Origin of the sequence: Flagellimonas algarum (genome assembly GCF_040513375.1) — a bacterium.
GTDB lineage: Bacteria > Bacteroidota > Bacteroidia > Flavobacteriales > Flavobacteriaceae > Flagellimonas_B > Flagellimonas_B algarum.
Genome location: NZ_JBEVTG010000002.1, coordinates 486,640 through 509,818, shown reverse-complemented (window position 1 = coordinate 509,818; position 23,179 = coordinate 486,640). Strand labels below are relative to the sequence as shown.

Genomic DNA, 23,179 nt, shown 5'->3' with positions numbered 1-23,179 from the left:
CTTTGTTCAAGTCCGCTTTTGGATGGCTGCATGGACATGCTAAAGGAGGCAGTTATGTCAAAGTAACACACCGCTTCTCTCATTTTTTGGGAGTTGTTTTTCATGTGCTCGGAAAACATAAAACCCACCACAAGCTGCGCTTGTTCGGTTTTGTATGAGCAAATGGTGATTGAAGGGGATTCACTTCGTGCATCCCAAGTAGGGAATCCTGGGCAAGCATAAAACCCACCACAAGCTGCGCTTGTTCGGTTTTGTATGAGCAAATGGTGATTGAAGGGGATTCACTTCGTGCATCCCAAATGGGTAATCCTGGGCAAGCATAAAACCCACCACAAGCTGCGCTTGTTCGGTTTTGTATTTTCCTTCAGTGTCCACAACCTGCGGTTGGCCCACTTCCTGAAAACACAAAACCCGCAACTTTCGTTGCGGGTTTCTTTTGCGGAGGAAGAGGGATTCGAACCCCCGGAGGTGTGACCCTCAACAGTTTTCAAGACTGCCGCATTCGACCACTCTGCCATTCCTCCTTTTGCGGCTGCAAATATAACAAGCTTTTTTCAATTGCCTGCGGCTTTGTCCTTAAATTTTATGGTTAGGCAAATGCGAATAAGGTGGTACTTTTGCCCCCATGGAAGAATGGTACCACTATCCGCTTTTAGTCGTCGTCGGTTTTGTCGTCGGTTTCATCAATACCCTGGCCGGTGGTGCGTCCTTATTGTCCTTGCCTACCCTCATATTTTTGGGCCTGCCCCCGGCCGTGGCCAATGGTACGAACCGCGTGGCAATTGTTGTTCAGACCGCCATGGGCGTGGCCGGTTTTAAAAGCAAGGGAGTGTCTACCTTTCCGTTCAACCTTTACCTCGGTATTTCTGCCCTCATGGGTGCTATCATCGGCGCCCAATTGGCCGTCGATATCAAAGGGGAGACCTTTAACCGCATCTTGGCCTGTATCATGATCGCCGTGGTGCTCTTGATCGTTTTCAAGCCCAAGATCAATGTGGCCGAATTGCAAGAGCGCCTTACGGGCAAATACCTCTGGTTGGGCATCGTCGCGTTCTTTTTTATCGGTATCTACGGGGGCTTTATCAACGCCGGTATTGGTTTTGTCATCATCTTGTTCCTGCATTTCGTAAATCGAATGGACTTGGTACGGGTCAATGCCACCAAAGTGGCCGTGGTCTTTATTTATACCCTCGCCGCCCTTTTGGTCTTTATCCTGAACGATAAGGTGAATTGGCAGGTGGGCTTGGTGCTTGCCCTCGGCAATGGCACCGGTGCCTGGGTCTCAAGTCGGGTTTCGGTCAACAAAGGCGACGGGTTCATCAAAATATTTTTAATCGTAATGGTCATCGCCATGGCCATCAAACTTTGGTTTTTTACCTAAAGCAAGCGTATGCCTGGATTTGAATTTTTCGGAGAATTGGAACGTAAACAAGTACACGATGTGTTGGACAATGGCGTGCTCATGCGCTACGGTTTCGATGGCATGAGAAAAGGCCATTGGAAGGCAAAGGCCCTTGAAATGGCTTTGGCCGAACGTATGCAGACAGCACACGCCCATGCGGTGAGCAGCGGTACGGCCGCCCTTACCGTGGCCCTGGCCAGTGCTGGGATCGGGGCGGGCGATGAGGTCATTATGCCCACCTTTACCTTCGTGGCCAGTTTTGAATCGATACTGGCACTCGGGGCGGTACCGGTCTTGGTCGATGTCGATGACACCCTGACCTTGGCACCAGACGCGGTCAAAAAAGCGATCACACCAAAGACCAAGGTGGTCATGCCCGTACATATGTGCGGTTCTATGGCCGATTTGGGTGCCTTGCAGGAGCTTTGTAAGGCACACGGATTGTTGTTGTTGGAAGATGCGTGTCAAGCAATAGGCGGGTCGTATCAGGGCAAACCCTTGGGGTCAATCGGTGATTTGGGATGTTTTTCTTTCGACTATGTAAAGACCATCACCTGTGGGGAAGGCGGGGCCGTTATCACCAACAACGGTACCTACTACGAAAATGCCCATAAATACTCCGATCACGGCCATGACCATGTCGGAAACGACCGTGGTGCCGAAAGCCACCCGTTCTTAGGATACAACTACCGCATTTCCGAATTGAATGCGGCCGTCGGTTGTGCCCAAATCCAGCGCTTGGATGGGTTCGTGGCCCTGCAGAAAAAACACTACACCATCCTTCGCCGGGCATTGGAAAAAGTAGCAGGGGTCAGCTTTCGAAGGGTGCCTGAAGGTGGGGAAGAAAACTATTCGTTTTTGAACTTCTTCTTACCGACCGAAGCAGAGGCACGCGAAGCCCAAAAGGCCTTGTCCGCTGCAGGGGTCGATGCCTGTTTCTATTGGTATGATAACAACTGGCATTACTATCGCAAATGGGAACACCTCATGGATCCCAAATCTTTGGGGAGCCTGCCTGAGGTGACTTTGGCCGGCATGCAACGCAATGTAGGCAATAGTTTTGCGGCGTCCGATCAATGGATCGGCCGAACCTTGTCGTGTCTGATCAAATTGGGATGGACTGAAACGGAAGTCCAAAATCGGGCAGAGACTATGGCCGATACCCTACGTCAAGTACTTAGTAAGTAACGTAGTCGACGATTTCCAAGCCATAACCCACAATACCGACCCGTTTCGCTTGTTCCGAATTCGTCAACAAGCGGATTTTTGAAATATTGAGGTCGTGTAGAATCTGGGCTCCAATCCCGAAATCCTTGCTGTCCATTTCGATCTTCGGCGCACGGGTCACCCCTTCGGCTTGAAGTTTTTTGAACTCGGCCAAACGGCCCAAAAGATTCAACGAACGGGAATCTTGGTTGATGAAAATGAACGCTCCTTGCCCTTCCTTGTTCAAGGCCTCGAACATTTGGCGCAAGGCCTGGTCGGGGTTGTTGGTCAAGGTTCCCAAGATATCGTTGTTGACCAAGGTCGAATTGATCCGCGTCAAAATGGGGGTGCCTTTTTTCCAGCTTCCCTTGGTCAGGGCGATATGGACCTGATCATTGGTCGTCTGTACGTAAGCACGTAGTCGGAATTCCCCGAAACGGGTTTGGATGTCGAAATCCTCCTTTTTCTCGATCAAGCTATCGTGCTCCATGCGATAGGCCACGAGGTCTTCGATCGATACGATCTTCAAATCGAATTTTTTCGCGACTTCAAGCAGCTGGGGCAACCGGGCCATGCTGCCGTCTTCGTTTAAGATCTCGACCAAGAGTCCCGCAGGTTTCAGTCCGGCCAGTCGGGCGAAATCGATCGCGGCTTCGGTATGGCCGGTACGGCGAAGCACCCCACCTTCTTTGGCCTTTAGAGGGAATATATGTCCGGGTCGCCCCAATTCATGGGCTTTGGTCTGCGCATTGGCCAGGGCCTGAACGGTTTTAGATCGATCATGGGCCGAAATACCCGTGGTGCATCCGTATCCGATCAAATCGACGGAAACCGTGAATTGGGTATGGTGTAATACGGTATTGTTCTCGACCATCATGTTCAGATCGAGTTCGCGACAGCGCTCTTCGGTCAAAGGGGCACAGATCAGTCCGCGGCCATGGGTGGCCATGAAATTGATCATATCCGGGGTGACCATTTCGGCGGCTGCGATAAAATCCCCTTCGTTCTCACGGTTTTCATCGTCGACCACGATGATCACTTTTCCTTGTCGGATATCGGCAATAGCCTCTTCAATGGAATTCAGCATTGGAAGGTTTAATTTTCGGTTGTTGCTGTTTCTTTTTTCTTTTTCTTGAACAGGGATCCCACACGATCGAAGAAATTCCCCAAACTCATCAGTCCCCGGTCGGCAGTAGCCCTTTTGGTCAGAAAGATACCCATCGGTAGGGTGACCATGGTCGGTAGCCAAGCACCCAAAATAGGATTCCATGCCCCTTTTTTGGCATAATTATCCGCAAAGACCCCCAAAAAGTGATAGGTCAAGAACAAAAGTATCGCGATGACCATCGGGAGACCGAGTCCGCCCTTTCTAATGATCGCGCCCAATGGCGCCCCAACGAAAAAGAGGATGATACACGAGAGGGCAAAGGCGAACTTCTTGTGCATCGAAAGGATGTGTCGGTAATAGATCTCATACCGGCGGTTCAACTCAATCTTGCGGCTTCGAACCGTGTTGAGAATATTGGTGATGTTGTTTCGCGCATTGATGAGCAACTGTCCTTTTTGCCATTCCGGGACCAGGGAAGCGATGTCTTGTTCGAAGAGGGCCTCGTCTATGGGCGCGGCCTCATCCGGGATTTCGGTAATGCCAGTAGGGGTAATGGTCTTCGTCTTGCCCGAGTCTACCACCTTTAGCGGAAACGCGCCAACACGTATGCTGATGCTGTTCGAAAATGCCCTGACCCTCACGAGGTTGTTCTCTTTCAAAGAATCGATGTCTTTGTATAAGCGCCCGACGTTTTTCATTTTATCGGTCACGATGTCCGACTCCTTTTCAATGTCTTGATTGTTCAAGGCCGAGATGTCTATATTCTTGATGTAGGTCTCGAATTCAGCCCGGGTAAAGGGTTGCTTCTTTTGGTCTTTGCTTGATTTCGATTGGACTTCTTCGTAATAGTGCCCGTCGTTCAAGACCAATTGGATAATATCGGAATCCTCGCTACTGATCAATTCACCCGTTTTGGCTTTGATCACGGTCGTATTCAACTTGGTCTGCGATTTTTGGTGGATGATGACATCCTCTAAAAAACGGTCGTTCTCCCCACTTTTCTTGGCGACCTTCATATTCATCTCCGTGCCTTCGATATCACTGAACACCCCTTCGACGATGACCGCTGCGGGTTTGACCTTGGCGATGTTCTTGCGGAGGTTGAAGATTTTCTGTTCGGCGATGGGAATGACATTATTGGCCAGAAAAAAAGTACCTATCCCTAAAAGCAGTACGAAAACGATGATGCTGCGCATGGCGCGTTGCAATGAAATGCCCGAAGCCTTCATGGCCGCGAACTCGTAATTCTCGGCAAAATTCCCGAAGGTGAGTATGGAAGACAGCAAGACCGTTAAGGGCAACACCTTATCGATTAAGGTCGGCATGTAGTAATAGAGGAATTTGCCGATAATGGCCAAATCAAGGTCCTTGCCTGCAAGATCATCAATGAACAACCAGACCGTCTGGAAGATAAAGATGACCATCAAGATGGCAAAGGAGCTTAAAAAATTATAAAGAAAACGCGATAAAATATATCGGTCCAGTAATTTCAAAACACTAATTTCTTATGATGTAATACCCCTCATCGGTGTATTTGGCCTCGTCAAAAGTAAATAAGCTTTTTGACAAAGGCTGATCGGTTTTGAAAGAATTAACGGTAATCGTGGTTTTGGTGCCGTTTTTACCCGTTTCGATCAGTTTGTAAATGTGCTTGGTGTTGGCATCGATACCCAATAATATCGTCTTGATCTCGGAGTTCGAATCAATGGGCGTCAATTTGACGAATTGGATGCTGCGTCCCTGTATGTTTTGAAGGATGTCCCACTGGTAGGTATGGCCTTCGCGGTAGAAGGTCAACATCTTCGAAGGGGTCACCGTATCTTCATCATCACCCCGATCTTCGATGGTCACTTCCTCATTGTCGGGCACGATGGTGTATACTTTTTTACCGTCGAACAGCTGTTGGGAACCAAAGAGATCGACCAGGTATTTATCGCCTTGTAAGGTGGCGTTCCCTTGGGTTTCACTTTTGGTATTCGCCTCGGTATTCTCCAAGGCATATTTGAAGTCGACCTGGATGTTGTCGTAGGAGGTGACCTTTTGATAGACCTCGTCCAATAAGGCTTTGGCCTTAGGGGAATTTTGGGCATTGACCATACCGGTCAAAGCGAGGAACAAAGCGGGGATAAGTGTTTTTTTCATGCTGTTTTGCTAAGAACCACCCGGGTTCATGTTATTCATTTTGTAGGAGCTGATCCAAGCTGTGCATATCGGGGACCAATACTTGGCGGGCTTTACTGCCTTCGAAGGGACCTACGATCCCCGCGGCTTCCAATTGGTCGATGATACGCCCTGCCCGGTTGTACCCTAATTTCAGTTTACGTTGGATCAACGATGCCGAACCCTGTTGCGCGATCACGATCACTTCGGCCGCCTGTCGGAACATGGCATCACGATCCGAGATGTCATAATCAATTGCCGTGCCAGAATCCTCACCGACATATTCTGGCAGTAAATGGGCGTCAGGGTAGGCGCGCTGCGATCCGATATATTCGGTAATCTTTTCGACTTCCGGGGTGTCGACGAAGGCACATTGCAATCGGGTCACATCATTGCCTTGGGTAAAGAGCATATCGCCCCGCCCGATAAGCTGGTCGGCCCCTTGGGCATCCAAAATGGTTCGGGAGTCGATTTTAGAAGTCACGCGGAAGGCGATCCGTGCCGGGAAATTCGCTTTGATGATCCCGGTAATGACATTTACCGATGGCCGTTGGGTCGCAATGATCAAATGGATACCGATGGCACGCGCCAATTGGGCCAGACGGGCGATCGGGGCTTCGACCTCCTTGCCGGCCGTCATGATAAGGTCGGCGAACTCGTCAATGACCAATACGATATAGGGCAAGAACTGATGCCCGTCGTTCGGATTGAGTTTGCGGGCCTTGAATTTGGCATTGTATTCTTTGATGTTCCGTACCATGGCCATTTTCAATAGCTCATAACGGTTGTCCATCTCGATACAAAGCGAGTTCAAGGTATGGATGACCTTGGTGTTGTCGGTAATGATCGCTTCTTCCGAATCGGGCAACTTGGCCAAAAAATGCCGCTCGATTTTATTGTAAAGGGTCAGCTCTACCTTTTTGGGATCGACCAAGACGAATTTGATCTCGGCTGGATGCTTTTTATAGAGCAAGGAGGTGATCACGGCGTTGAGCCCGACTGATTTCCCTTGTCCGGTAGCACCGGCCATCAGCATATGGGGCATTTTCGCCAGGTCGACCACGAAGGTCTCATTACTGATCGTCTTTCCGAAGGCGATGGGCAACTGCATTTCGGCCTTCTGGAACTTAGTTGAGGCGATGACCGATCGCATCGAAACCACCGAAGCGTTCTTATTGGGCACTTCGATACCGATGGTGCCCTTTCCGGGAATCGGGGCGATGATCCGGATGCCCAATGCAGCTAAGGATAGCGCAATATCGTCTTCCAGGTTTTTGATCTTTGAAATCCGGATGCCTGCTTCAGGAACGATTTCATACAAGGTGACCGTCGGACCGATGGTCGCTTTGATCTGGGCGATGCCGATCTTATAGTTCTTCAGCGTACTGACGATCTTGTTCTTGTTCTCTTCGAGTTCTTCCTGATTGATGGTGATCCCGCCAGAAGCGCCGTGGGGATCAAGCAGGTTCAACGGTGGGAACTTGTAATTGCCCAATTCCAATTTTGGATCGAACTCCCCGTAATCCTTGACCAATTGTTCGGCCTTGTTGTTTTTTTCCTCTTTCTCATCGGCCACTTTGGCCACCTCCAAATCGATTTTCGGTTCTTCCACTTCAGGTTCGGGCAAGTTAACGTCCAACCCGGTCTCAGGTCGCAAGGGCGGAATGTCCTCTTTATGGGTGTAGGTGTCGAGAGGCTCGTCAGAAGGATTGTCTACCGAGAGGTCGATAGTCGCTTCAGCCGCTACAACTTCCGGATCGGGCGTGCTCCCAACTTTGGGTTTGGAAGGCCGTAAGCCCCGTAAATAGGCACCGATGGCCTCGGGTGAAAAATTGAACAGCCGCACCATGATGACGATTAGGGTGAAAATCAAGAGCAGGAACACCCCGATCTTACCCGTATAATCTTGCAAAAAGTCGTTCATTTCGTAACCGATCAATCCACCCAAAAGGGGTTGTTCAAAGGCGAAGAACCCAAGGGCGATGGAAAGCCAGATGATCCCGATCAGACCCCAAATCCATTTGCTCCACAAACGTTTACCATCCAATCCCAAAAACAGATACAGTCCCGTAATCGCCAAGAGTATCGGAAAGGTGAAGGAAGCCAGGCCGAATCCTCTGTACATAAAGAAATGGCTGACTCCCGCTCCGAATTTGTTCAAAAGGTTTTCTGCCGCGGTATCGCGTTGGGCGAATTGGGAGAGGGTACTTTGGTCTTCCTGCCAGGTGAAATAAAAGGACAAAAACGAAAAGAAGAGCGCGATCGATAATACGATGAGCAAACTGCCCAAAATGACCTTGTTCTGTTTTGACAAGCCCGTTTTGGTCTTCGTTTTACGAGGGGTCGCTTTTGATTTTCTCCGTTTTTTGGCCATGTAGGTTCGAAAGGTGACTAAGTTACAAATTTACGTTGCGAAAGTGTGTTTAGGATGTTCCTATCAATTTCGGGAGGTAGATGATGAGACCGATCACCCCGGCGATCAACGACACGGCCATCACGGCCCCTGCGGCGATATCTTTGATAAAGCCTATTTTTTTATGGTATTCGGGGTGCACGAAATCCGAGATCTTCTCGACGGCGGTATTCAAACCTTCAATGCCCATCACCAGGCCAATGGCCAACAATTGTACCATCCACTCTTCACGCGAGATTTCGAAATAAAAGCCGGCGGCAGTGGCCAAAAGGGCAATGAAAAATTGGATTTTGATGCTCGCTTCCGTGCGTAGCAACAAGAACAGCCCCTTGAACGCGAATCCCACACTCCGGATCCGGTTCTTGAGAAACGATTCCTTAGGCATCCATCAAGGCTTCAAGGGCCGCTTTGTAGTTCGGTTCATCGGCTGTTTCAGCGACTTGCTCCGTATAGACGACTTCACCGGCCGTATTCAAAACGACCACGCATCGCGAACTCAATCCTTTCAAGGCCCCATCGGCGAAGGTCAATCCGTATGCATCGCTGAAACCCCCATCGCGGAAATCGGAAAGCATGTGCACGTTTTCGATGCCTTCGGCCCCACAAAAGCGTTTCTGGGCGAAAGGGAGGTCGCGTGAAATGCAGAGGACTTGGGTATTTTCCAATTCGGCGGCTTCTTGGTTGAATTGGCGCACTGACTGGGCACAGGTACCGGTATCAACGCTAGGAAAGATATTCATCACCACTTTAGATCCCGAGTAATCAGCCAATGAAGCTTCTGAAAGATCTTCTTTGACCAAGGTGAAATCGGGTGCTTTTGTATTCGCTGCGGGTAGCACACCAACGGTTTGGACCGGGTTGCCACCTAGGGTTATTGTTGCCATGTTTGAAATTTTAGGTGAAGGTACTAAACCAAGACACTAAAATCAATCAAATGGGAATTTCTTTATGCGGTTTCGGCAGGAGTGACCAATTGCTTGATCTTGATCTGCAAGGCGGCGAAGGTCAACGTCATAAACGGACTCAGCCAATTGAAGATGGCATAGAGGAAATAATCGCCAACGGCAACCCCCAAAACGCCACTATGGTAGGCCCCGCAGGTGTTCCACGGCACCAATACCGAGGTCACCGTTCCGGAATCCTCGAGGGTCCGACTCAAATTTTCAGGCGCCAGTCCGCGCTCCTTATACGCTTTCGAGAACATCTTGCCGGGTACGACCAAGGCAAGGTACTGGTCGGAGGCCGTAACGTTCAGTGCCAAACAACTACCCACCGTACTGGCGAAGAGGCCAAAGGTCGTTTTGGCGAGATTGAGTAAGGATTTGGTGATGCGTTCAAGGGCGCCGATACCGTCCATAACCCCACCGAACACCATGGCGCAGACGATGAGCCAAATGGTGCCCAACATGCCGGCCATCCCACCCGATGAAAACAGGTCGTTCAAAGCCGGGTCTGGGGTCTCAATGGCCGTGTCGACCGTGATCGCATTCAAAATGCCTTTATAGGCCGAGGTGAAATCCAGTGAGCTGCTTCCTGCAATACGTGCCACGATGTCGGGTTGGAAGATCAAGGCGAACACGCCACCCAAAAGGGTGCCGATCAGCAACGCCAATAATGGCGGAGCCTTCTTTACGATCATGAAGATCACTGCAAGGGGAACCAAGAACAACCACCCATTGATCGAAAAGGTCGATCCAATAGTGGTCAATATGGCATCGGTGTCGGCCACACCCGAAGTGTCAATGGTAAATCCTAAAATAATGAATACCAACAAGGTGACCGAAATCGTCGGTATGGTAGTCCAGGCCATATAACGGATATGGGCAAACAACTCACCTCCGGCCATGGCAGGGGCCAAATTGGTCGTATCGCTCAACGGTGACATCTTATCGCCAAAATAGGCGCCTGACAAGACCGCACCTGCCGTCATACCCAATGAAATACCCAAGGCTTCACCGATACCGATCAAGGCGATACCTACCGTGGCCGCCGTCGTCCAACTGCTTCCCGTGGCGATGCTTATGATGGCACAGATGATAACGCAGGCGGCCAAAAAGATGGTCGGGTTCAAAATCTGAAGCCCGTAATAGATCATAGCGGGAATGATACCCGAAACCAGCCAAGTGCCCGATAAGGCACCGACCATTAACAGTATCAACAGGGCGCCGGTGGTCGACCGTACGTTCTCGGCCACTTCGGCCAACATCTGTTTGTAGGATACTTTATTGAAAAATCCGATGATGGCGGCTACCGCTCCCCCTAAAAGCAGGATAAACTGGTTGGAGCCGCTCAGGGCGTCGTCGCCGAAGACATAGACGTTATAGGCCAACATGGCTACAAGGGCGAATACGGGGATCAGGGCTTCCCAAATATTCAGCTCCTTGTTTTCTACTACATTTTCGTCTTCGCGGTATTTCGGTTTTTTCTGGCTCGTTGGCATAAGGTATCAGTTAGTCACATCGTAATATTACGACTTTGACCTTGCTTACGCAAAAAGCGGACTTATACCAAGGTGGTTTCCGCATCCAAAATACCCAAGCGAACCATACAGTCTTTCATGGCCCTGTAGCTGCGGTGGATGTCATCGTCAAGGCCGATGGAAAAGCGGATCAACCCATCACCCAATCCCATGGCTTGTTGTTCTTCGATCGGAATTTCGGAAGAGGTGGAGGTGCCCGGGGCGCTGAACAAAGTCTTGTAGAAACCAAGGCTGACTGCCAGATATCCCAAATTCTCCGCTTGCATTAATTCCATGAGGGCATTCGCCCGATCCAAAGTACCGACATCCAAGGTCAATAGGCCACCGAAACCATAATCGCTGTTCATTTGTTTGGCCATGGACGCATGTCCCGGATGGCTTTTCAATCCAGGATATACGACCCGTAACCCATCATTTTCGAATTGTTGCGCCAAGTAGAGGGCGTTTTCACTATGTTTTTTGATGCGGATGTGCAGGGTACGGATGTTTTTTAGGATGGATGCCGCCCGTAAGCTATCCAATGTGCTGCCGAACAACATGCCCGCTCCGTCGTTCACATCTTTGAGTTGCAAGCAGAAGGCACTGGAGGCACATACCGCCCCGGCCACACAATCACTGCTGCCGTTGATGAACTTGGTCAAACTGTGCACCACGATATCGGCGCCCAAGCGGGCCGCACTGATCGACAAAGGTGAAAACGTATTGTCGACGACAAGGGGTATCCCGTATTTTTTGGCCAATGCTGAAAGTGCTTTGATGTCGGCAACCTCCAACAGCGGATTGCTGACCGCTTCGCAATAGATCATTTTGGTATTCGGACCGATTTCTCCTTCCACGGCCCCTAAATCGGTAATGTCGACGAAAGAGGTGCCGATTTCGAACTTTTTCAAGAAATTCTTCATCAGGGCATAGGTGCCTCCATATATGGTGCGGCTGCTTACAATGTGGTCCTTGGCGTTGCACAACTGGAAGATCACCGCACTGATCGCACCCATACCGCTGCCGTAGACATTGGCGGCCTCGGTGCCTTCCAATTGGGCCATTGCTTCCCCTAAATACAAGTTTGACGGGGAGGAGTGTCGGCTATAGAGGTAGCAGCCCTCCGTGTTGCCCTCGAAAGTGTCGAACATGGTCTTTGCCGAAAGGAAGGTATACGTCGATGCATCGGAAATGGAAGGGTTGACCCCCCCGAATTCCCCAAAGTATTGCAAGTCTTGAATGTGATCAGCGGGTTGATAGCTCATGATGTTGATTTTAATACAAAATTCGAAGAAGCAAGAATTAAAATCAATTATAAACTATAATTTTAGAATAAAAAACATAAATTATTGACTAATTTAGAAAATATATCTAATTTTATTGGATAAATTGAAGTTTCTTAGAATATACATCGTTTCCTATGGATGCCCTTGACCGACAATTGCTACATGAACTCCAATCCGATTGTAAACGGACCACCAAAGCTTATGCGGCGCGGTTGGGACTTTCGACTACGGCGGTCTACGAACGCATTCGGCGTTTGGAGCGCGAAGGGACGATCCGGGCTTATGTGGCCTTGGTCGATAAAAAGAAGGTCGAGCGCGATTTTACGGTTTTATGCCACATTCGACTGGTGCAACATACCAAAGACAACGTATTGCGTTTTGAGCGGCAAGTACAGCAATTGCACGAGGTCAGTAGTTGTTTGCATGTTAGCGGGGACTATGACTACATCCTGACCATCCATGTAAAGGATATGGAAGCCTATCGCGAGTTTATGATCCACAAACTCACAGCCATCGATCAAATCGGAAGCACACAGAGTTCTTTTGCCATCAACGAGGTGAAACACAGTACGGCCGTTTTTATGGAAACTTTAACCTAAGAGGGTGTTAAAGGGTTTCCGGGTGCTGCATATCGGTCGTACATTGGGAGTACCATCAAAAAACGAACCTTACCGATATGTCTTCCAAAACCCGAACGCTCTTGGCGTTCATGGCCACTGTAGTTGGCGGATTCTCATTTATTCTATTCACCACCATTACCCGTGATATCCTATTCGACGGCCTTAATTTTTGTTCGGCTTCCACGATGAAATTAATGCTCGGGGGGACCACCATGTTCACTGCTGCGGTCACTGCAGGGTTCATGACGTCCTTGATCGTCGTGCGCCAAAATTACCTTCCCCATATGGTGATATCGGCCTATGTCTTGCTCAATATTTCCTATGTGGCGAGCTGTGGGGCGTGGAACTTGCCCATGGCCTTTGAAATCGCTTTGAACCTCATGCTGATCCTCGGTATCTGGTTCGGGGATTATATCGCCAAGAAGTTTCCTTTGGCCCCGGTCTAAGACCGAAGCATTATCCTAAAAACATTCGTATTTTTGAGCTCGATTTTTATTGGGATACCATAATTTTTCTAAACTAAAGATATGAGTCAATACGATGTGGTCGTCATAGGATCCGGACCTGGAGGATACGTTGCGGCGATACGCTGTGCGCAATTGGGAATGAAAACCGCGATCATTGAAAAATACACTACCCTTGGGGGTACCTGCCTGAATGTAGGCTGTATACCCTCTAAGGCCCTTTTGGATTCGTCGCACCACTACGAAGACGCTGTCAAGCATTTCAAGGACCATGGTATCGACATTCCCGGGGAAGTGAAAGTCAATTTGGAACAAATGATCGCCCGTAAGCAAGGGGTGGTCGATCAGACCACGAAAGGGGTGCAGTTTTTGATGGACAAGAACAAAATCGATGTTTTCGAAGGCGTTGGGAGTTTTGTCGACAAAAACACCATCAAGGTCACCAAGTCCGATGGAAGCGAAGAAACCCTCAATGCCAAAAATACGATCATTGCCACAGGTTCGAAACCATCGACCCTGCCGTTCATCACTTTAGACAAAGAACGCGTCATCACTTCGACCGAAGCCTTAAAGCTCAAAGAGGTGCCAAAACACATGATTATCATTGGAGGAGGGGTCATCGGCCTTGAACTGGGGCAGGTCTACAAGCGCTTGGGCGCTGATGTGAGCGTGATCGAATTCATGGATCGGATCATACCTGGAATGGATGCGGCCCTATCCAAAGAGCTGACCAAAGTGCTCAAGAAACAGAAGGTGAAGTTTTACCTTTCGCATAAGGTGAAATCGGTTGAACGCAAGGGTGATGAAGTCATCGTTAAAGCCGACGATAAAAAAGGGGCGGAAGTCAGTTTTACCGGTGATTATTGCCTGGTATCAGTGGGCAGACGCCCGTATACCGACGGCCTCAATGCCGAGGCGGCAGGCGTACAACTCGATGAGCGCGGCCGAATTTCAGTGAACGACCATTTGCAGACCGCGACTCCGAATATCTATGCTATCGGCGACGTGGTGCGCGGGGCCATGTTGGCCCATAAGGCCGAAGAGGAAGGAACCCTGGTCGCTGAGTATCTCGCAGGACAAAAACCCCATATCGATTACAACCTGATTCCAGGCGTGGTCTATACCTGGCCAGAAGTCGCTGCCGTGGGTAAGACCGAAGAAGAATTGAAGGAAGCCGGAGTGGCCTATAAGGTCGGACAGTTTCCGATGCGCGCCCTAGGCCGTGCCCGTGCGAGTATGGATATCGACGGCTTCGTCAAGATTTTGGCCGATGCCAAGACCGATGAGGTGTTGGGGGTGCATATGATCGGGGCACGTTGCGCCGATTTGATTACCGAAGCGGTAACCGCTATGGAATTTAGGGCTTCTGCAGAAGATATGGCCCGAATGAGCCATGCGCATCCGACCTATGCCGAAGCGGTGAAAGAAGCGGCATTGGCCGCTACCGATGATCGGGCGCTACACGTTTAAGCCCGGTAAAGCCGCGATTTCCCATTTTTTTAAATAACTTTAGGCATCATAAAATTTAAACAATGGGAAAATTTGAAGTAAAAACCGATAACGCCGGTGAGTACAGGTTCAACTTGAAAGCTGGAAACGGACAAGTGATTTTGAGCAGCGAAGGGTATACCACCAAATCCGCTTGCGAAAATGGAATCGAGTCCGTTAGAAAAAATTCACAAGACGACAATCGTTTCGAGCGTAAAACGGCCAAAAACGGAAAAGTCTATTTCAACTTGAAAGCGGCCAACGGCCAAGTCATCGGTGCCAGTCAAATGTACGCTGACAATTCAGGTATGGAAAACGGCATTGATTCCGTCCGAAAGAACGCCCCGGACGCAAGCGTTGAAGAAGTTTAAAACCATTGTTGCCAACCAAAATTGAAAAAGCGGCCTCGGCCGCTTTTTTTATGTCCAGTTCGAATCGATCAACGCACCAAGCGAACCTCAGGAAAGGCGGCCTTATATCCGAACCAAAAAGCATTGAAGGTATGGATACGTTCTAGTATCTCGCCCGATTCGTTCCGCATTCCGTTTTCCTCGAGGGTCCACCAAAATCCATCTAGATCCTTAACCTTTTCGCCCCCGTCATATGTATCAAATTCCGTAGCATCGGTACGATACACCCGGTGCGCCCCCGTACTATCGGTGAAGATGGTAAAAACACCCATTTCAAGACGGTCGCGATGGATGGGGTTTTGACGCAGGAAACGGTTTGAAAACACCAATTGATCGCTCAGGTCATCGGGGTTGCGAACCACCAACACCTCATCTTTGTTGTTCAACCGGGAATCGATTTCAGGTACGGTGAACATCAGGTCGTCATCGGCAAAATAATCCTTGTAGGCAACGCCTTCCCGATAATCCCGCTGGTGTCCGGTGCGTAACGAAAGGACCGTGGTGTTCGGATGCCGCTTTTTCCATTCTCCCCAAGTCGTCGTCACCACACTCCGGAATTCCAATTCGATCCCCGTTCCGGTTAACGGCCCGATAACCGGTTTCCCTTCTAAGGTGCTCCAAAGCGATTGGGTCGCTTGATCGTACATGAGCTTATTGGAACGGTACAGAAATCCACTGGTTCCCAGTTCATGTTCGATTCCGTCATGTTCGGTTTCATAGAGGATTACGGTGCCACAGAGCGTGCAGTAGACACCGGCGACTTTGATCCCGCCTACGGTATCGGTAAAGAGCTCGTGCCAAGCCAAGATCTGTTTGGGATAGGCCCTCGCTTCACCGTTGATCTCAATACCGAAGACCAAGGCCCCATCACGAAGATAGGTAGCCTCATCAGGTCTGATCATGGTCGGATTGCGGAGTGGCGGGATGCCATCTTGCAATACCCCACCCCAGCGTACCTCATCGAGTCGTATTGAACTTTGTGCCGATCGTTTTGAAAAATACCTTTGGAAACGCGGGTCGATGCGGCGATGCAGTTCCGCTTTAAACTCGAAATAGGAGGGGTCGTAATTCGAAGGCTTGTTCCATAACCACTGCCACCATTTGTCGAAATCGAAACCAAATCGCTGGCCGGTATGTTTTTCCAAAAGGGCCAGTAAGGGTCTTCCGCGGCGATGGGTCTGCATGTAGTATAAGGTCTCGATGGCCATGATCTCGAAAGCGGGCTGCCAATCCTCATCGATAGCTTTGAGGTGCTTTCGAAATACGGAAGGTTCATAATCACTTAGGATTCCCAAAAAGTAGTGGTGTGCCTCAGGGGCAGTGTTCGGGGTGTCTTGGTGAACCGGTTCGGATGCTAGTCCCTTCCAACCAAGAACCATTAAAAACAAGAACAAGACCAAAGGTTTCGATGCCATAGCTTTTTTCGTCTTGGTCGTCGGAATTAGGCGGGAGTCGCAAGTTTAACAGGACTTTGGGAACAAAAAAAAAGACAATGGTGGTAGGAACATTGTCTTTTTATAACACATCAAAAAATCAAAACCTCAGCTACATTCAGTCAAGTGATTCGGGGGAATCATGCTGCTAATTTAAGCCGGTTTGCTTCAGGAATACCCTCGTATTCCGCGATAGGGAGCTTATGGATGCCGGGTAACCGAAAAGTGTCGATGAACGGAATCGGTACTATTTAGCTAGCCCGAAAAGTCGTGTCAAAGCAGCTTTTCCTTTTACCCAAACCCGCTTCAATTGCGGAGCGGCATGCTGTAGAAAAAAGCCGCGAATCGTCACTGTCACCCAGTGCAGCCGTTCCTTGACCCATACTTCGTGACGGTCGTAGACCAGTGCAAGTACCGTACACGCGACCATAAAGGCAATGGCGCCTCCTATGGCCCAATCGGGGGAAAGGGAATATTTAAAGAATCGGTACAAACCTATTCCGGTAAAACTACCATAGAGGATGATGAAATGGATGACGTATATCGACAGGGTGTTCTGCCCGATTTTGATGATCCAAGGAGCGGTCAAGATACTCCGTACGATCATGAAGACAGCGAAAACAACGAGTACATTCCCTAAACGGATGTACAGATAGTTGTTCATTTGGATCATTTCGAACAGCTGGATGCCGGTAGCCCGATAACTATCCATAAAAAAACCGGAGGAACCGTAGATAAGGGCAGCCCCTATCGCCAAACTTGCGAATATCGAAATGGGGTATAGCCATTTCGCATTGTGGTACCGATGGAAATAAACCGAGAGGAACCCACCAATGGTCGAGTAGCCCAACCAGGGAATGATGGTAAAGACCGAGCCGTTCGCTTTGGTCACGTAGTTGGCCAATGCTTCGGGTAGATAGGGGAACGCCCATTGTTTGTAAAGCGGTTCAAACGTGAACAGCACTAAGGTCGTTGCTAGTAGGAGTAGGGGAAAAAGCAGCTTATGACGATGTACACTAAGCAAATAGAGTCCGATAATCGCCAATAAGGCCAGCCCGATACAGTGTAAGACGTCAACGAGATAGAAGCCGCCATAGATGCGACCTTGGAAAAGTCCGAAAACATTCAACCGCAACAGATAGCCAATGAGTACGAGTTGTAACCCGCGACGAACGCCTTTCTTTATTCGAGGATTAGACAAACCGGTCTGTTTAGATCGAATCAGCAAATACGTGAAAATGAACCCGGAAACCGTAAAGAAGACCGGAGCGGTAATACCCCTAAAATACAACCAGGTCTTATAGATCGGATTGGCAGCATCCCGAAAGCCGGGATCCAATAAGCCATCAATGAAATGGCCCTGCAGCATCATCAAGATGGCCCAGGCGCGCATGGCATCGATAAAGAACAACCGGCTCGATTTGGTCATGGCTACGAGGTTTTCCCCTATATACTTGTGAAACAATCCGTTCGGATGTCCAACCTTGCAAAATTAGCCAAAATTCAGCCGGTGAGCCGATTTTGGGCTATTTTCGCAGAAACATCGATCATTTTTCGCTATGGCTAAGATTTTAGCATTCGCAGGAAGCAATTCTTCCACTTCCATCAACTATCGCTTGGTCAAACATACCTTGACTAAAATCGAAGGGCATGAGACCCGATTGCTTAATATGGTTAATTATCCGTTTCCGATGTACAGTGAGGATGAAGAACGCCAGAAAGGGTTTTCCAACTCCCTGATCGAATTCAAAGACGATATCCAAAAAGTGGATGGATTGATCATTTCGGTTAGCGAGCATAACAGCAATCCATCGGCCTATTTCAAGAACGTACTGGACTGGCTTTCTCGATTGGAGCGGAATTTCCTTGAAGACAAGCACGTACTATTGATGGCGACCTCACCCGGTAAAAGGGGAGGGGTCGGTGCCTTGGACGTCGTTGCCCAGTTATTGCCCCGATTTGGAGCCACACTTGCAGCTACCTTTACATTGCCCTCTTTTTCACAGCATTTCGACGACTCGGAAGGAATCGTCGATGCCGAATTGAACGCGGCCCATCAAGAGGCCCTGGATGCTTTTTTAAAAGCGCTTTAATTTTTACGAGTTGCGCGTAACGCAAAGCATCCCCATTACAGATCCCCAGGCTTTCAAGGCAAAGCTCCGTGAATGGGCCAATCGTTCCGAAACAGCGGTTTTTTTGGATTCCAATGGGCGTCAGGATGCCTATTCCTCAGCTTCCGTCATATTCGCGGAAGGCGTCGTCGATGCTATCGGTTGGGACCCGCAAGATGGTTTTGAGGCCTTGCAACGGTTCAAAAATGAGAAAAAGGATTGGTTGTTCGGCTATTTGGGTTACGACCTGAAAAACGAGCTTGAGGACTTGGAATCCTTGGGTCAGGATGGTTTGGGCTTTCCGGAATTGTACTTTTTCCAACCCCAAAAAATTGTTCGACTCCTCGGCGAAACCGCCGAGTTCCACTATAGGACCGAAGTCCACGGATCCCTTGCCCAAGATATTCGCGACCTTTTGCAGTCAAGGACTCGAATGCTACCTAAGGTGGCGACTTCCCCCATAAAGATCAAACTCCGCATCAAAAAAGAAGCCTATCATCAAAAGGTGGAAGCCCTACAAGAACATATCCACAGGGGCGATATTTATGAAGCCAATTTTTGCCAGGAATTCTATGCTGAAAATGTCAAAATTGACCCCATGGCAGCTTATGAGAACTTGAACACCTTATCCGAAGCGCCTTTTTCGGCCTTTGCAAAATTCAAATCGCGCTTCCTGCTCTCGGCGTCCCCCGAACGATACCTGAAACGTACGGGCAAGCGGCTGATTACCCAACCTATAAAGGGTACCGCGGCACGATCGGAGGACCCTTCGACCGATCGAAAGATCGGTCTTCACTTGGAGCAAGACCCAAAAGAACGTGCCGAAAACATCATGATTACCGACTTGGTACGGAACGACCTGTCAAAACACGCCCTAAAAGGGAGTGTAACCGTTGAAGAGTTGTGCAAAGTATACAGCTTCAAACAAGTACATCAATTGATTTCGACCATAAGTTGTTCCGTTGTTACTGAAATCGATAGTGTACAACTGATTAAATCGAGTTTTCCGATGGGAAGCATGACCGGCGCCCCCAAGCTTTCAGCCATGCGTTTGATCGAAAAATACGAACGTACCAAAAGAGGGGTGTACAGTGGGGCATTAGGGTATTTCACCCCCGAAGATGACTTTGATTTCAGTGTGGTCATCCGAAGCATCCTCTACGATGCCGAATCGGGTTTCCTTTCTTTCTCGGTGGGTAGTGCGATCACCGCCAAATCCAAGGCCGCTAACGAATACGAAGAATGTCTTTTGAAGGCGAAGGCCATGCGCAAGGTTCTCGAAGGTGATGGATATCCGTAACTTTGTATGGTGCTCGATCAATTTGCAGGACATATCGATTCCGAATTCCCCGAACTCCGGACACAAGCTTTACTTATCGCTTGTAGCGGTGGGTTGGATAGCGTGGTGTTAGCGCGCTTGTGCTCAGCGCTCGGCCTGCGCTTTGCTTTAGCCCATTGTAATTTTCAATTGAGAGGGTCTGAAAGTGATGGGGATGCCCGCTTTGTAGCTGAATTGGCGGCAAAGCTTGATGTTCCTTACTTTACGAAAGTCTTCGATCTAAAGGGGCAATTGTCGTCAAGCGAAGCGTCCCCCCAATTACGTGCTCGGGAGTTGCGGTATGCCTGGTTCAACGACTTGGTCGAGGAAACGGCCTTTGATTTGGTTTTGACCGCCCATCATGCCGATGATCGTTTGGAAACTTTTTTGATCAACCTGTCACGAGGAACGGGCATTGAGGGCTTATCGGGAATCCCGGCCTCCAATGGCACGATCAAACGGCCCTTATTGCCTTTTTCCCGTAAAGAACTTCTTGAATTTGCCCTTGCTCAAGGATACATATGGCGAGAAGACCGAAGTAACCAAGATACCAAGTACCTTAGAAATCAGGTACGGCATGAGGTGGTGCCTGCATTAAAAGGATTGCATTCCGAATTTCTAGCACATTTCTTGAAAAGCCTTCACTTTCTTGAAGCTACCGAAAAACTCGTCAAAATGCATATCGATGGGGTGCGCGATCGCCTTTTCCAGAATCGAGGTGATGGGAGTTACCAGATCGATCTGGCATCGGTCATGGCCCTTGACCCCTTACCAACCCATTTGTTTTGGCTGTTCAAAGATTTTGGGTTCACTGCGCCGGAAGAGGTCGCGAAATTATTTAAGGCCGACAGTGGTAAGGAAATCCGCTCGAAAACCCACCGTTTGCTTAAGGACCGCGGAAGGCTATTGCTCAAACCAGCGAATGCAACCCAGGACGCCGAATTTTGGATTTCCGAGACCCAAGGGTATATCGACCACCCCTTGGCCATGGATATCACTATGGTGAAGACCGTGTCCGACCCAGCTGCCAATGTGGCTTTTATTGACAAGGAAAAGTTAAACTATCCGTTATTGTTAAGGAAATGGCAAAAAGGCGACTATTTTTATCCCTTAGGGATGAGGGGGCGTAAAAAGCTCTCGAAATTCTTTAAAGACGAAAAATACGATGGGTTCGCCAAGGAAGCACAATGGTTGCTGTGCTCCGGTGATGCGATCGTCTGGGTAATCGGAAAGCGACTCGACGAACGGTTCAAAGTGGGCCCCTCGACCGACAACATACTCAAATTCACCGTACAGTGATTCGAAACATACTATTGATCGCACTCTGTTTTCTGCCAGGGTGGCTATTGCAAGCGCAAACGGAAGATGAACCCGCGGTTTGGACCCATGAAGTGGAGCAAATCAACGCCTTGGAGTACGAATTACGATTCAAGGGAAAAATCCTCGAAGACTGGTTCGTGTATTCGCTGTATACGGCTGAAGGCGGGTCCATGCCCAGCGAATTCGAATTCGATAGGGCAGGGATCGACTACGAATTGGTGGGGAAGACCGAAGAAGGCAAGACCTACACCAAGTACACGGAGGTCTTCGATGTTGACGAAACCTTTTTCAAAGAAACGGCCTTGTTTACGCAACGTATCAAACTGCTTCAGCCCGATACACGGCAATTGAAAGTGGTGCTGTATTACCAGATTTGTAAGGAAGTCTGCATCCTTAAAGAAGAAGTGTTCGAAATCGCGTTGGACGGCGGTTCCGTTACCCCATTGGCGGCAACGGCTGTTGATGCCAATAGTGTTGCCAAGTCGGCGAAATTGGAGGTAGAATTGAAAGCAAAAGACCGGCTTGTGGCAGAAGGGGCGGCCGACCCCAATGACGGTTCGGCGGTTTGGATGATTTTTGGCCTGGGATTTTTGGGTGGTTTGATCGCATTACTGACACCCTGCGTATTCCCGCTCATCCCGTTGACCGTCTCCTTTTTTACCAAACAATCGACGAATAGGGCGAAAGGGATCACCAATGCGGCTTTGTATGGATTCTTCATCGTATTGATTTACTTTTTATTGAGCCTGCCCTTTCATCTGTTCGATTCGGTCGATTCGCAAATCTTGAATACCATCGCTACGAATATCTGGTTGAACCTCTTCTTCTTTGCCATTTTCGTCTTTTTCGCTTTTTCGTTTTTCGGATATTATGAGTTGACCTTACCAAGTTCATGGGCCAATAAGATGGATGCGGCTTCGGCTAAAATAGGCGGAGCCATTGGGATCTTTTTTATGGCTTTGACCTTGGCAATCGTTTCCTTCTCCTGTACCGGACCGATATTAGGAGGATTGTTGGGAAGCACGGCTTTGGCTGAAGGTAGCGTGGCTACCAACCTGTCCTTCGGTATGACGGGTTTTGGATTGGCCCTGGCCCTTCCGTTCACCCTGTTCGCCCTATTTCCGGCCTGGTTGAACTCCCTACCGAAGTCCGGCGGGTGGATGACAACGGTCAAGGTGGTCTTAGGCTTCCTTGAATTGGGCTTGGCATTCAAGTTCTTGTCCAATGCCGATTTGGTCGCTAATTGGGGCTTGCTTAAGCGAGAGCTCTTTTTGGGAATTTGGATCCTGTTGTTCGTTTTGCTGGCATTGTATTTATTTGGACTATTCCGATTTCCGCATGATGGCCCGAAACAGAAACCGTCTGCTCTTAGAAAGATCGTGGGCTTGCTCAGTATTGCTTCGGCGGTCTATTTGGTACTCGGTTTGATGAACCTGACCAGTCTGAAAGTCTTGAGTGGTTTTCCGCCACCTGATTTTTACACCATACAGGCTTCGGAAAGTGATTGTCCTTTAGGCTTGGAGTGCTACAAGGATTTCGATGAAGGCTTGGCCGTGGCCAAAACGAAACGCAAACCCATTTTGCTCGATTTTACGGGCTGGGCTTGCGTGAACTGTCGAAAAATGGAAGAAAACGTATGGAGCGACCAACAGGTCTACTCCATGTTGCGTGACGACTATGTTATCATTTCGTTATATGTTGATGATCGAAAGGCACTTCCCATCGATGAGCAATTCGACTTTCAATTTGACAACGGGCGCATTAAAAAAATCAAGACCGTCGGCCAGAAATGGGGTACCTTTCAAACCCTGAATTTCAGTGCCGCTTCACAACCTTATTATGTCTTGTTATCCCCCGAACTTGAAGTGCTGAACCATGCCGTGCAGTATGTCGATGTACCGACTTACAAAGCTTGGCTGCAGTCTGGGTTGGAACGTTACCAGCTCTCCATGAATTGATCTGATTTGGATTTGGACGGATAG

The 23,179-nt window shown here is 49.1% G+C and carries 20 protein-coding genes and 1 tRNA gene; 10 read left to right on the top strand and 11 right to left on the bottom strand.

Going from position 1 to position 23,179, the window contains the following annotated elements:
• Window positions 1–439: 439 nt before the first annotated feature.
• A tRNA-Ser gene (locus ABV409_RS09490) sits at window positions 440–524 on the bottom strand.
• A gap of 101 nt (window positions 525–625) precedes the next feature.
• On the opposite strand from ABV409_RS09490, the gene ABV409_RS09485 reads away from it, so the two are divergent.
• Window positions 626–1,381 (top strand): sulfite exporter TauE/SafE family protein, encoded by a 756-nt coding sequence (locus ABV409_RS09485; RefSeq protein WP_353877346.1) that lies wholly within the window; start codon window positions 626–628, stop codon window positions 1,379–1,381.
• 9 nt (window positions 1,382–1,390) lie between these two features.
• Window positions 1,391–2,590, top strand: a complete 1,200-nt coding sequence (locus tag ABV409_RS09480) for a DegT/DnrJ/EryC1/StrS family aminotransferase (RefSeq protein ID WP_353877345.1) — start codon at window positions 1,391–1,393, stop codon at window positions 2,588–2,590.
• Here ABV409_RS09480 and ribB read toward each other — a convergent pair.
• The 8 genes from ribB to ABV409_RS09440 form a co-directional block, all read right to left on the bottom strand.
• Entirely contained in the window at window positions 2,580–3,695 is a 1,116-nt protein-coding gene (gene ribB, locus ABV409_RS09475) for a 3,4-dihydroxy-2-butanone-4-phosphate synthase (protein ID WP_353877344.1), read from the bottom strand. The two genes, ABV409_RS09480 and ribB, sit on opposite strands and share 11 nt — an antisense overlap.
• Window positions 3,696–3,703: 8 nt before the next feature.
• Complete coding sequence (locus ABV409_RS09470) at window positions 3,704–5,200, bottom strand: LptF/LptG family permease (RefSeq protein WP_353878162.1); 1,497 nt, start codon at window positions 5,198–5,200, stop codon at window positions 3,704–3,706.
• Between the two features lie 13 nt (window positions 5,201–5,213).
• Window positions 5,214–5,858 (bottom strand): outer membrane lipoprotein periplasmic chaperone LolA1, encoded by a 645-nt coding sequence (gene lolA1, locus ABV409_RS09465; protein ID WP_353877343.1) that lies wholly within the window; start codon window positions 5,856–5,858, stop codon window positions 5,214–5,216.
• A 31-nt stretch (window positions 5,859–5,889) separates the two neighbouring features.
• Complete coding sequence (locus ABV409_RS09460) at window positions 5,890–8,250, bottom strand: DNA translocase FtsK (RefSeq protein ID WP_353877342.1); 2,361 nt, start codon at window positions 8,248–8,250, stop codon at window positions 5,890–5,892.
• Between the two features lie 49 nt (window positions 8,251–8,299).
• Window positions 8,300–8,674, bottom strand: coding sequence for a diacylglycerol kinase family protein (locus ABV409_RS09455; protein ID WP_353877341.1), 375 nt, complete (start codon window positions 8,672–8,674; stop codon window positions 8,300–8,302).
• Window positions 8,667–9,173: a thiol peroxidase gene (gene tpx / locus ABV409_RS09450; RefSeq protein WP_353877340.1), complete on the bottom strand. Its 507-nt coding sequence runs from the start codon at window positions 9,171–9,173 to the stop codon at window positions 8,667–8,669. The genes ABV409_RS09455 and tpx overlap by 8 nt, the downstream gene beginning before the upstream one ends.
• Window positions 9,174–9,235: 62 nt before the next feature.
• Window positions 9,236–10,729, bottom strand: coding sequence for a Na+/H+ antiporter NhaC (nhaC, locus tag ABV409_RS09445; protein ID WP_353877339.1), 1,494 nt, complete (start codon window positions 10,727–10,729; stop codon window positions 9,236–9,238).
• A 62-nt stretch (window positions 10,730–10,791) separates the two neighbouring features.
• Window positions 10,792–12,012, bottom strand: a complete 1,221-nt coding sequence (locus ABV409_RS09440) for an aminotransferase class I/II-fold pyridoxal phosphate-dependent enzyme (RefSeq protein WP_353877338.1) — start codon at window positions 12,010–12,012, stop codon at window positions 10,792–10,794.
• A 155-nt stretch (window positions 12,013–12,167) separates the two neighbouring features.
• Here ABV409_RS09440 and ABV409_RS09435 point away from each other — a divergent pair, with 155 nt between their 5' ends.
• The 4 genes from ABV409_RS09435 (at window position 12,168) to ABV409_RS09420 (ending at window position 14,976) form a co-directional block, all read left to right on the top strand.
• Entirely contained in the window at window positions 12,168–12,632 is a 465-nt protein-coding gene (locus ABV409_RS09435; RefSeq protein WP_353877337.1) for an Lrp/AsnC family transcriptional regulator, read from the top strand.
• Window positions 12,633–12,709: 77 nt separating this feature from the next.
• Window positions 12,710–13,099: a hypothetical protein gene (locus ABV409_RS09430; RefSeq protein ID WP_353877336.1), complete on the top strand. Its 390-nt coding sequence runs from the start codon at window positions 12,710–12,712 to the stop codon at window positions 13,097–13,099.
• Between the two features lie 81 nt (window positions 13,100–13,180).
• The gene (lpdA, locus tag ABV409_RS09425; protein ID WP_353877335.1) at window positions 13,181–14,587 is read left to right on the top strand and encodes a dihydrolipoyl dehydrogenase; all 1,407 of its coding nucleotides are present in this window, start codon (window positions 13,181–13,183) and stop codon (window positions 14,585–14,587) included.
• A gap of 62 nt (window positions 14,588–14,649) precedes the next feature.
• A complete protein-coding gene (locus ABV409_RS09420) occupies window positions 14,650–14,976 on the top strand; it encodes a YegP family protein (protein ID WP_353877334.1) in 327 nt (108 codons plus the stop codon).
• Window positions 14,977–15,044: 68 nt separating this feature from the next.
• On the opposite strand, the gene ABV409_RS09415 is transcribed toward ABV409_RS09420, so the two are convergent.
• Both ABV409_RS09415 and ABV409_RS09410 read right to left on the bottom strand, forming a co-directional pair.
• Complete coding sequence (locus ABV409_RS09415; protein WP_353877333.1) at window positions 15,045–16,430, bottom strand: DUF3179 domain-containing (seleno)protein; 1,386 nt, start codon at window positions 16,428–16,430, stop codon at window positions 15,045–15,047.
• Window positions 16,431–16,695: 265 nt separating this feature from the next.
• Complete coding sequence (locus tag ABV409_RS09410) at window positions 16,696–17,877, bottom strand: acyltransferase family protein (RefSeq protein ID WP_353877332.1); 1,182 nt, start codon at window positions 17,875–17,877, stop codon at window positions 16,696–16,698.
• Window positions 17,878–18,007: 130 nt separating this feature from the next.
• Between ABV409_RS09410 and ABV409_RS09405 the strand changes: the two genes are divergently transcribed.
• Genes ABV409_RS09405 through ABV409_RS09390 form a run of 4 tightly spaced genes read left to right on the top strand, consistent with a single transcriptional unit; the run spans window position 18,008 to window position 23,155 of the window.
• A complete protein-coding gene (locus ABV409_RS09405; RefSeq protein ID WP_353877331.1) occupies window positions 18,008–18,541 on the top strand; it encodes an NADPH-dependent FMN reductase in 534 nt (177 codons plus the stop codon).
• A 10-nt stretch (window positions 18,542–18,551) separates the two neighbouring features.
• Entirely contained in the window at window positions 18,552–19,859 is a 1,308-nt protein-coding gene (locus ABV409_RS09400; protein ID WP_353877330.1) for an anthranilate synthase component I family protein, read from the top strand.
• Window positions 19,860–19,868: 9 nt separating this feature from the next.
• The gene (gene tilS / locus ABV409_RS09395) at window positions 19,869–21,176 is read left to right on the top strand and encodes a tRNA lysidine(34) synthetase TilS (protein ID WP_353877329.1); all 1,308 of its coding nucleotides are present in this window, start codon (window positions 19,869–19,871) and stop codon (window positions 21,174–21,176) included.
• On the top strand, window positions 21,173–23,155 hold the full coding sequence (locus ABV409_RS09390) for a protein-disulfide reductase DsbD family protein (protein ID WP_353877328.1): 1,983 nt from the start codon (window positions 21,173–21,175) through the stop codon (window positions 23,153–23,155). Before tilS ends, ABV409_RS09390 begins: the two co-directional genes overlap by 4 nt.
• Window positions 23,156–23,179 lie beyond the last annotated feature (24 nt).

Bases quoted from the DNA above. Each gene is read 5' to 3' on its own strand.
- ribB (WP_353877344.1), bottom strand. From the start codon at position 3,695: ATGCTGAATTCCATTGAAGAGGCTATTGCCGATATCCGACAAGGAAAA.
- ABV409_RS09430 (WP_353877336.1), top strand. From the start codon at position 12,710: ATGTCTTCCAAAACCCGAACGCTCTTGGCGTTCATGGCCACTGTAGTT.
- nhaC (WP_353877339.1), bottom strand. From the start codon at position 10,729: ATGCCAACGAGCCAGAAAAAACCGAAATACCGCGAAGACGAAAATGTA.
- ABV409_RS09410 (WP_353877332.1), bottom strand. From the start codon at position 17,877: ATGACCAAATCGAGCCGGTTGTTCTTTATCGATGCCATGCGCGCCTGG.
- ABV409_RS09460 (WP_353877342.1), bottom strand. From the start codon at position 8,250: ATGGCCAAAAAACGGAGAAAATCAAAAGCGACCCCTCGTAAAACGAAG.
- ABV409_RS09420 (WP_353877334.1), top strand. From the start codon at position 14,650: ATGGGAAAATTTGAAGTAAAAACCGATAACGCCGGTGAGTACAGGTTC.
- ABV409_RS09435 (WP_353877337.1), top strand. From the start codon at position 12,168: ATGGATGCCCTTGACCGACAATTGCTACATGAACTCCAATCCGATTGT.
- ABV409_RS09455 (WP_353877341.1), bottom strand. From the start codon at position 8,674: ATGCCTAAGGAATCGTTTCTCAAGAACCGGATCCGGAGTGTGGGATTC.
- ABV409_RS09440 (WP_353877338.1), bottom strand. From the start codon at position 12,012: ATGAGCTATCAACCCGCTGATCACATTCAAGACTTGCAATACTTTGGG.
- ABV409_RS09480 (WP_353877345.1), top strand. From the start codon at position 1,391: ATGCCTGGATTTGAATTTTTCGGAGAATTGGAACGTAAACAAGTACAC.
- tpx (WP_353877340.1), bottom strand. From the start codon at position 9,173: ATGGCAACAATAACCCTAGGTGGCAACCCGGTCCAAACCGTTGGTGTG.
- lolA1 (WP_353877343.1), bottom strand. From the start codon at position 5,858: ATGAAAAAAACACTTATCCCCGCTTTGTTCCTCGCTTTGACCGGTATG.
- ABV409_RS09415 (WP_353877333.1), bottom strand. From the start codon at position 16,430: ATGGCATCGAAACCTTTGGTCTTGTTCTTGTTTTTAATGGTTCTTGGT.
- lpdA (WP_353877335.1), top strand. From the start codon at position 13,181: ATGAGTCAATACGATGTGGTCGTCATAGGATCCGGACCTGGAGGATAC.
- ABV409_RS09485 (WP_353877346.1), top strand. From the start codon at position 626: ATGGAAGAATGGTACCACTATCCGCTTTTAGTCGTCGTCGGTTTTGTC.
- ABV409_RS09405 (WP_353877331.1), top strand. From the start codon at position 18,008: ATGGCTAAGATTTTAGCATTCGCAGGAAGCAATTCTTCCACTTCCATC.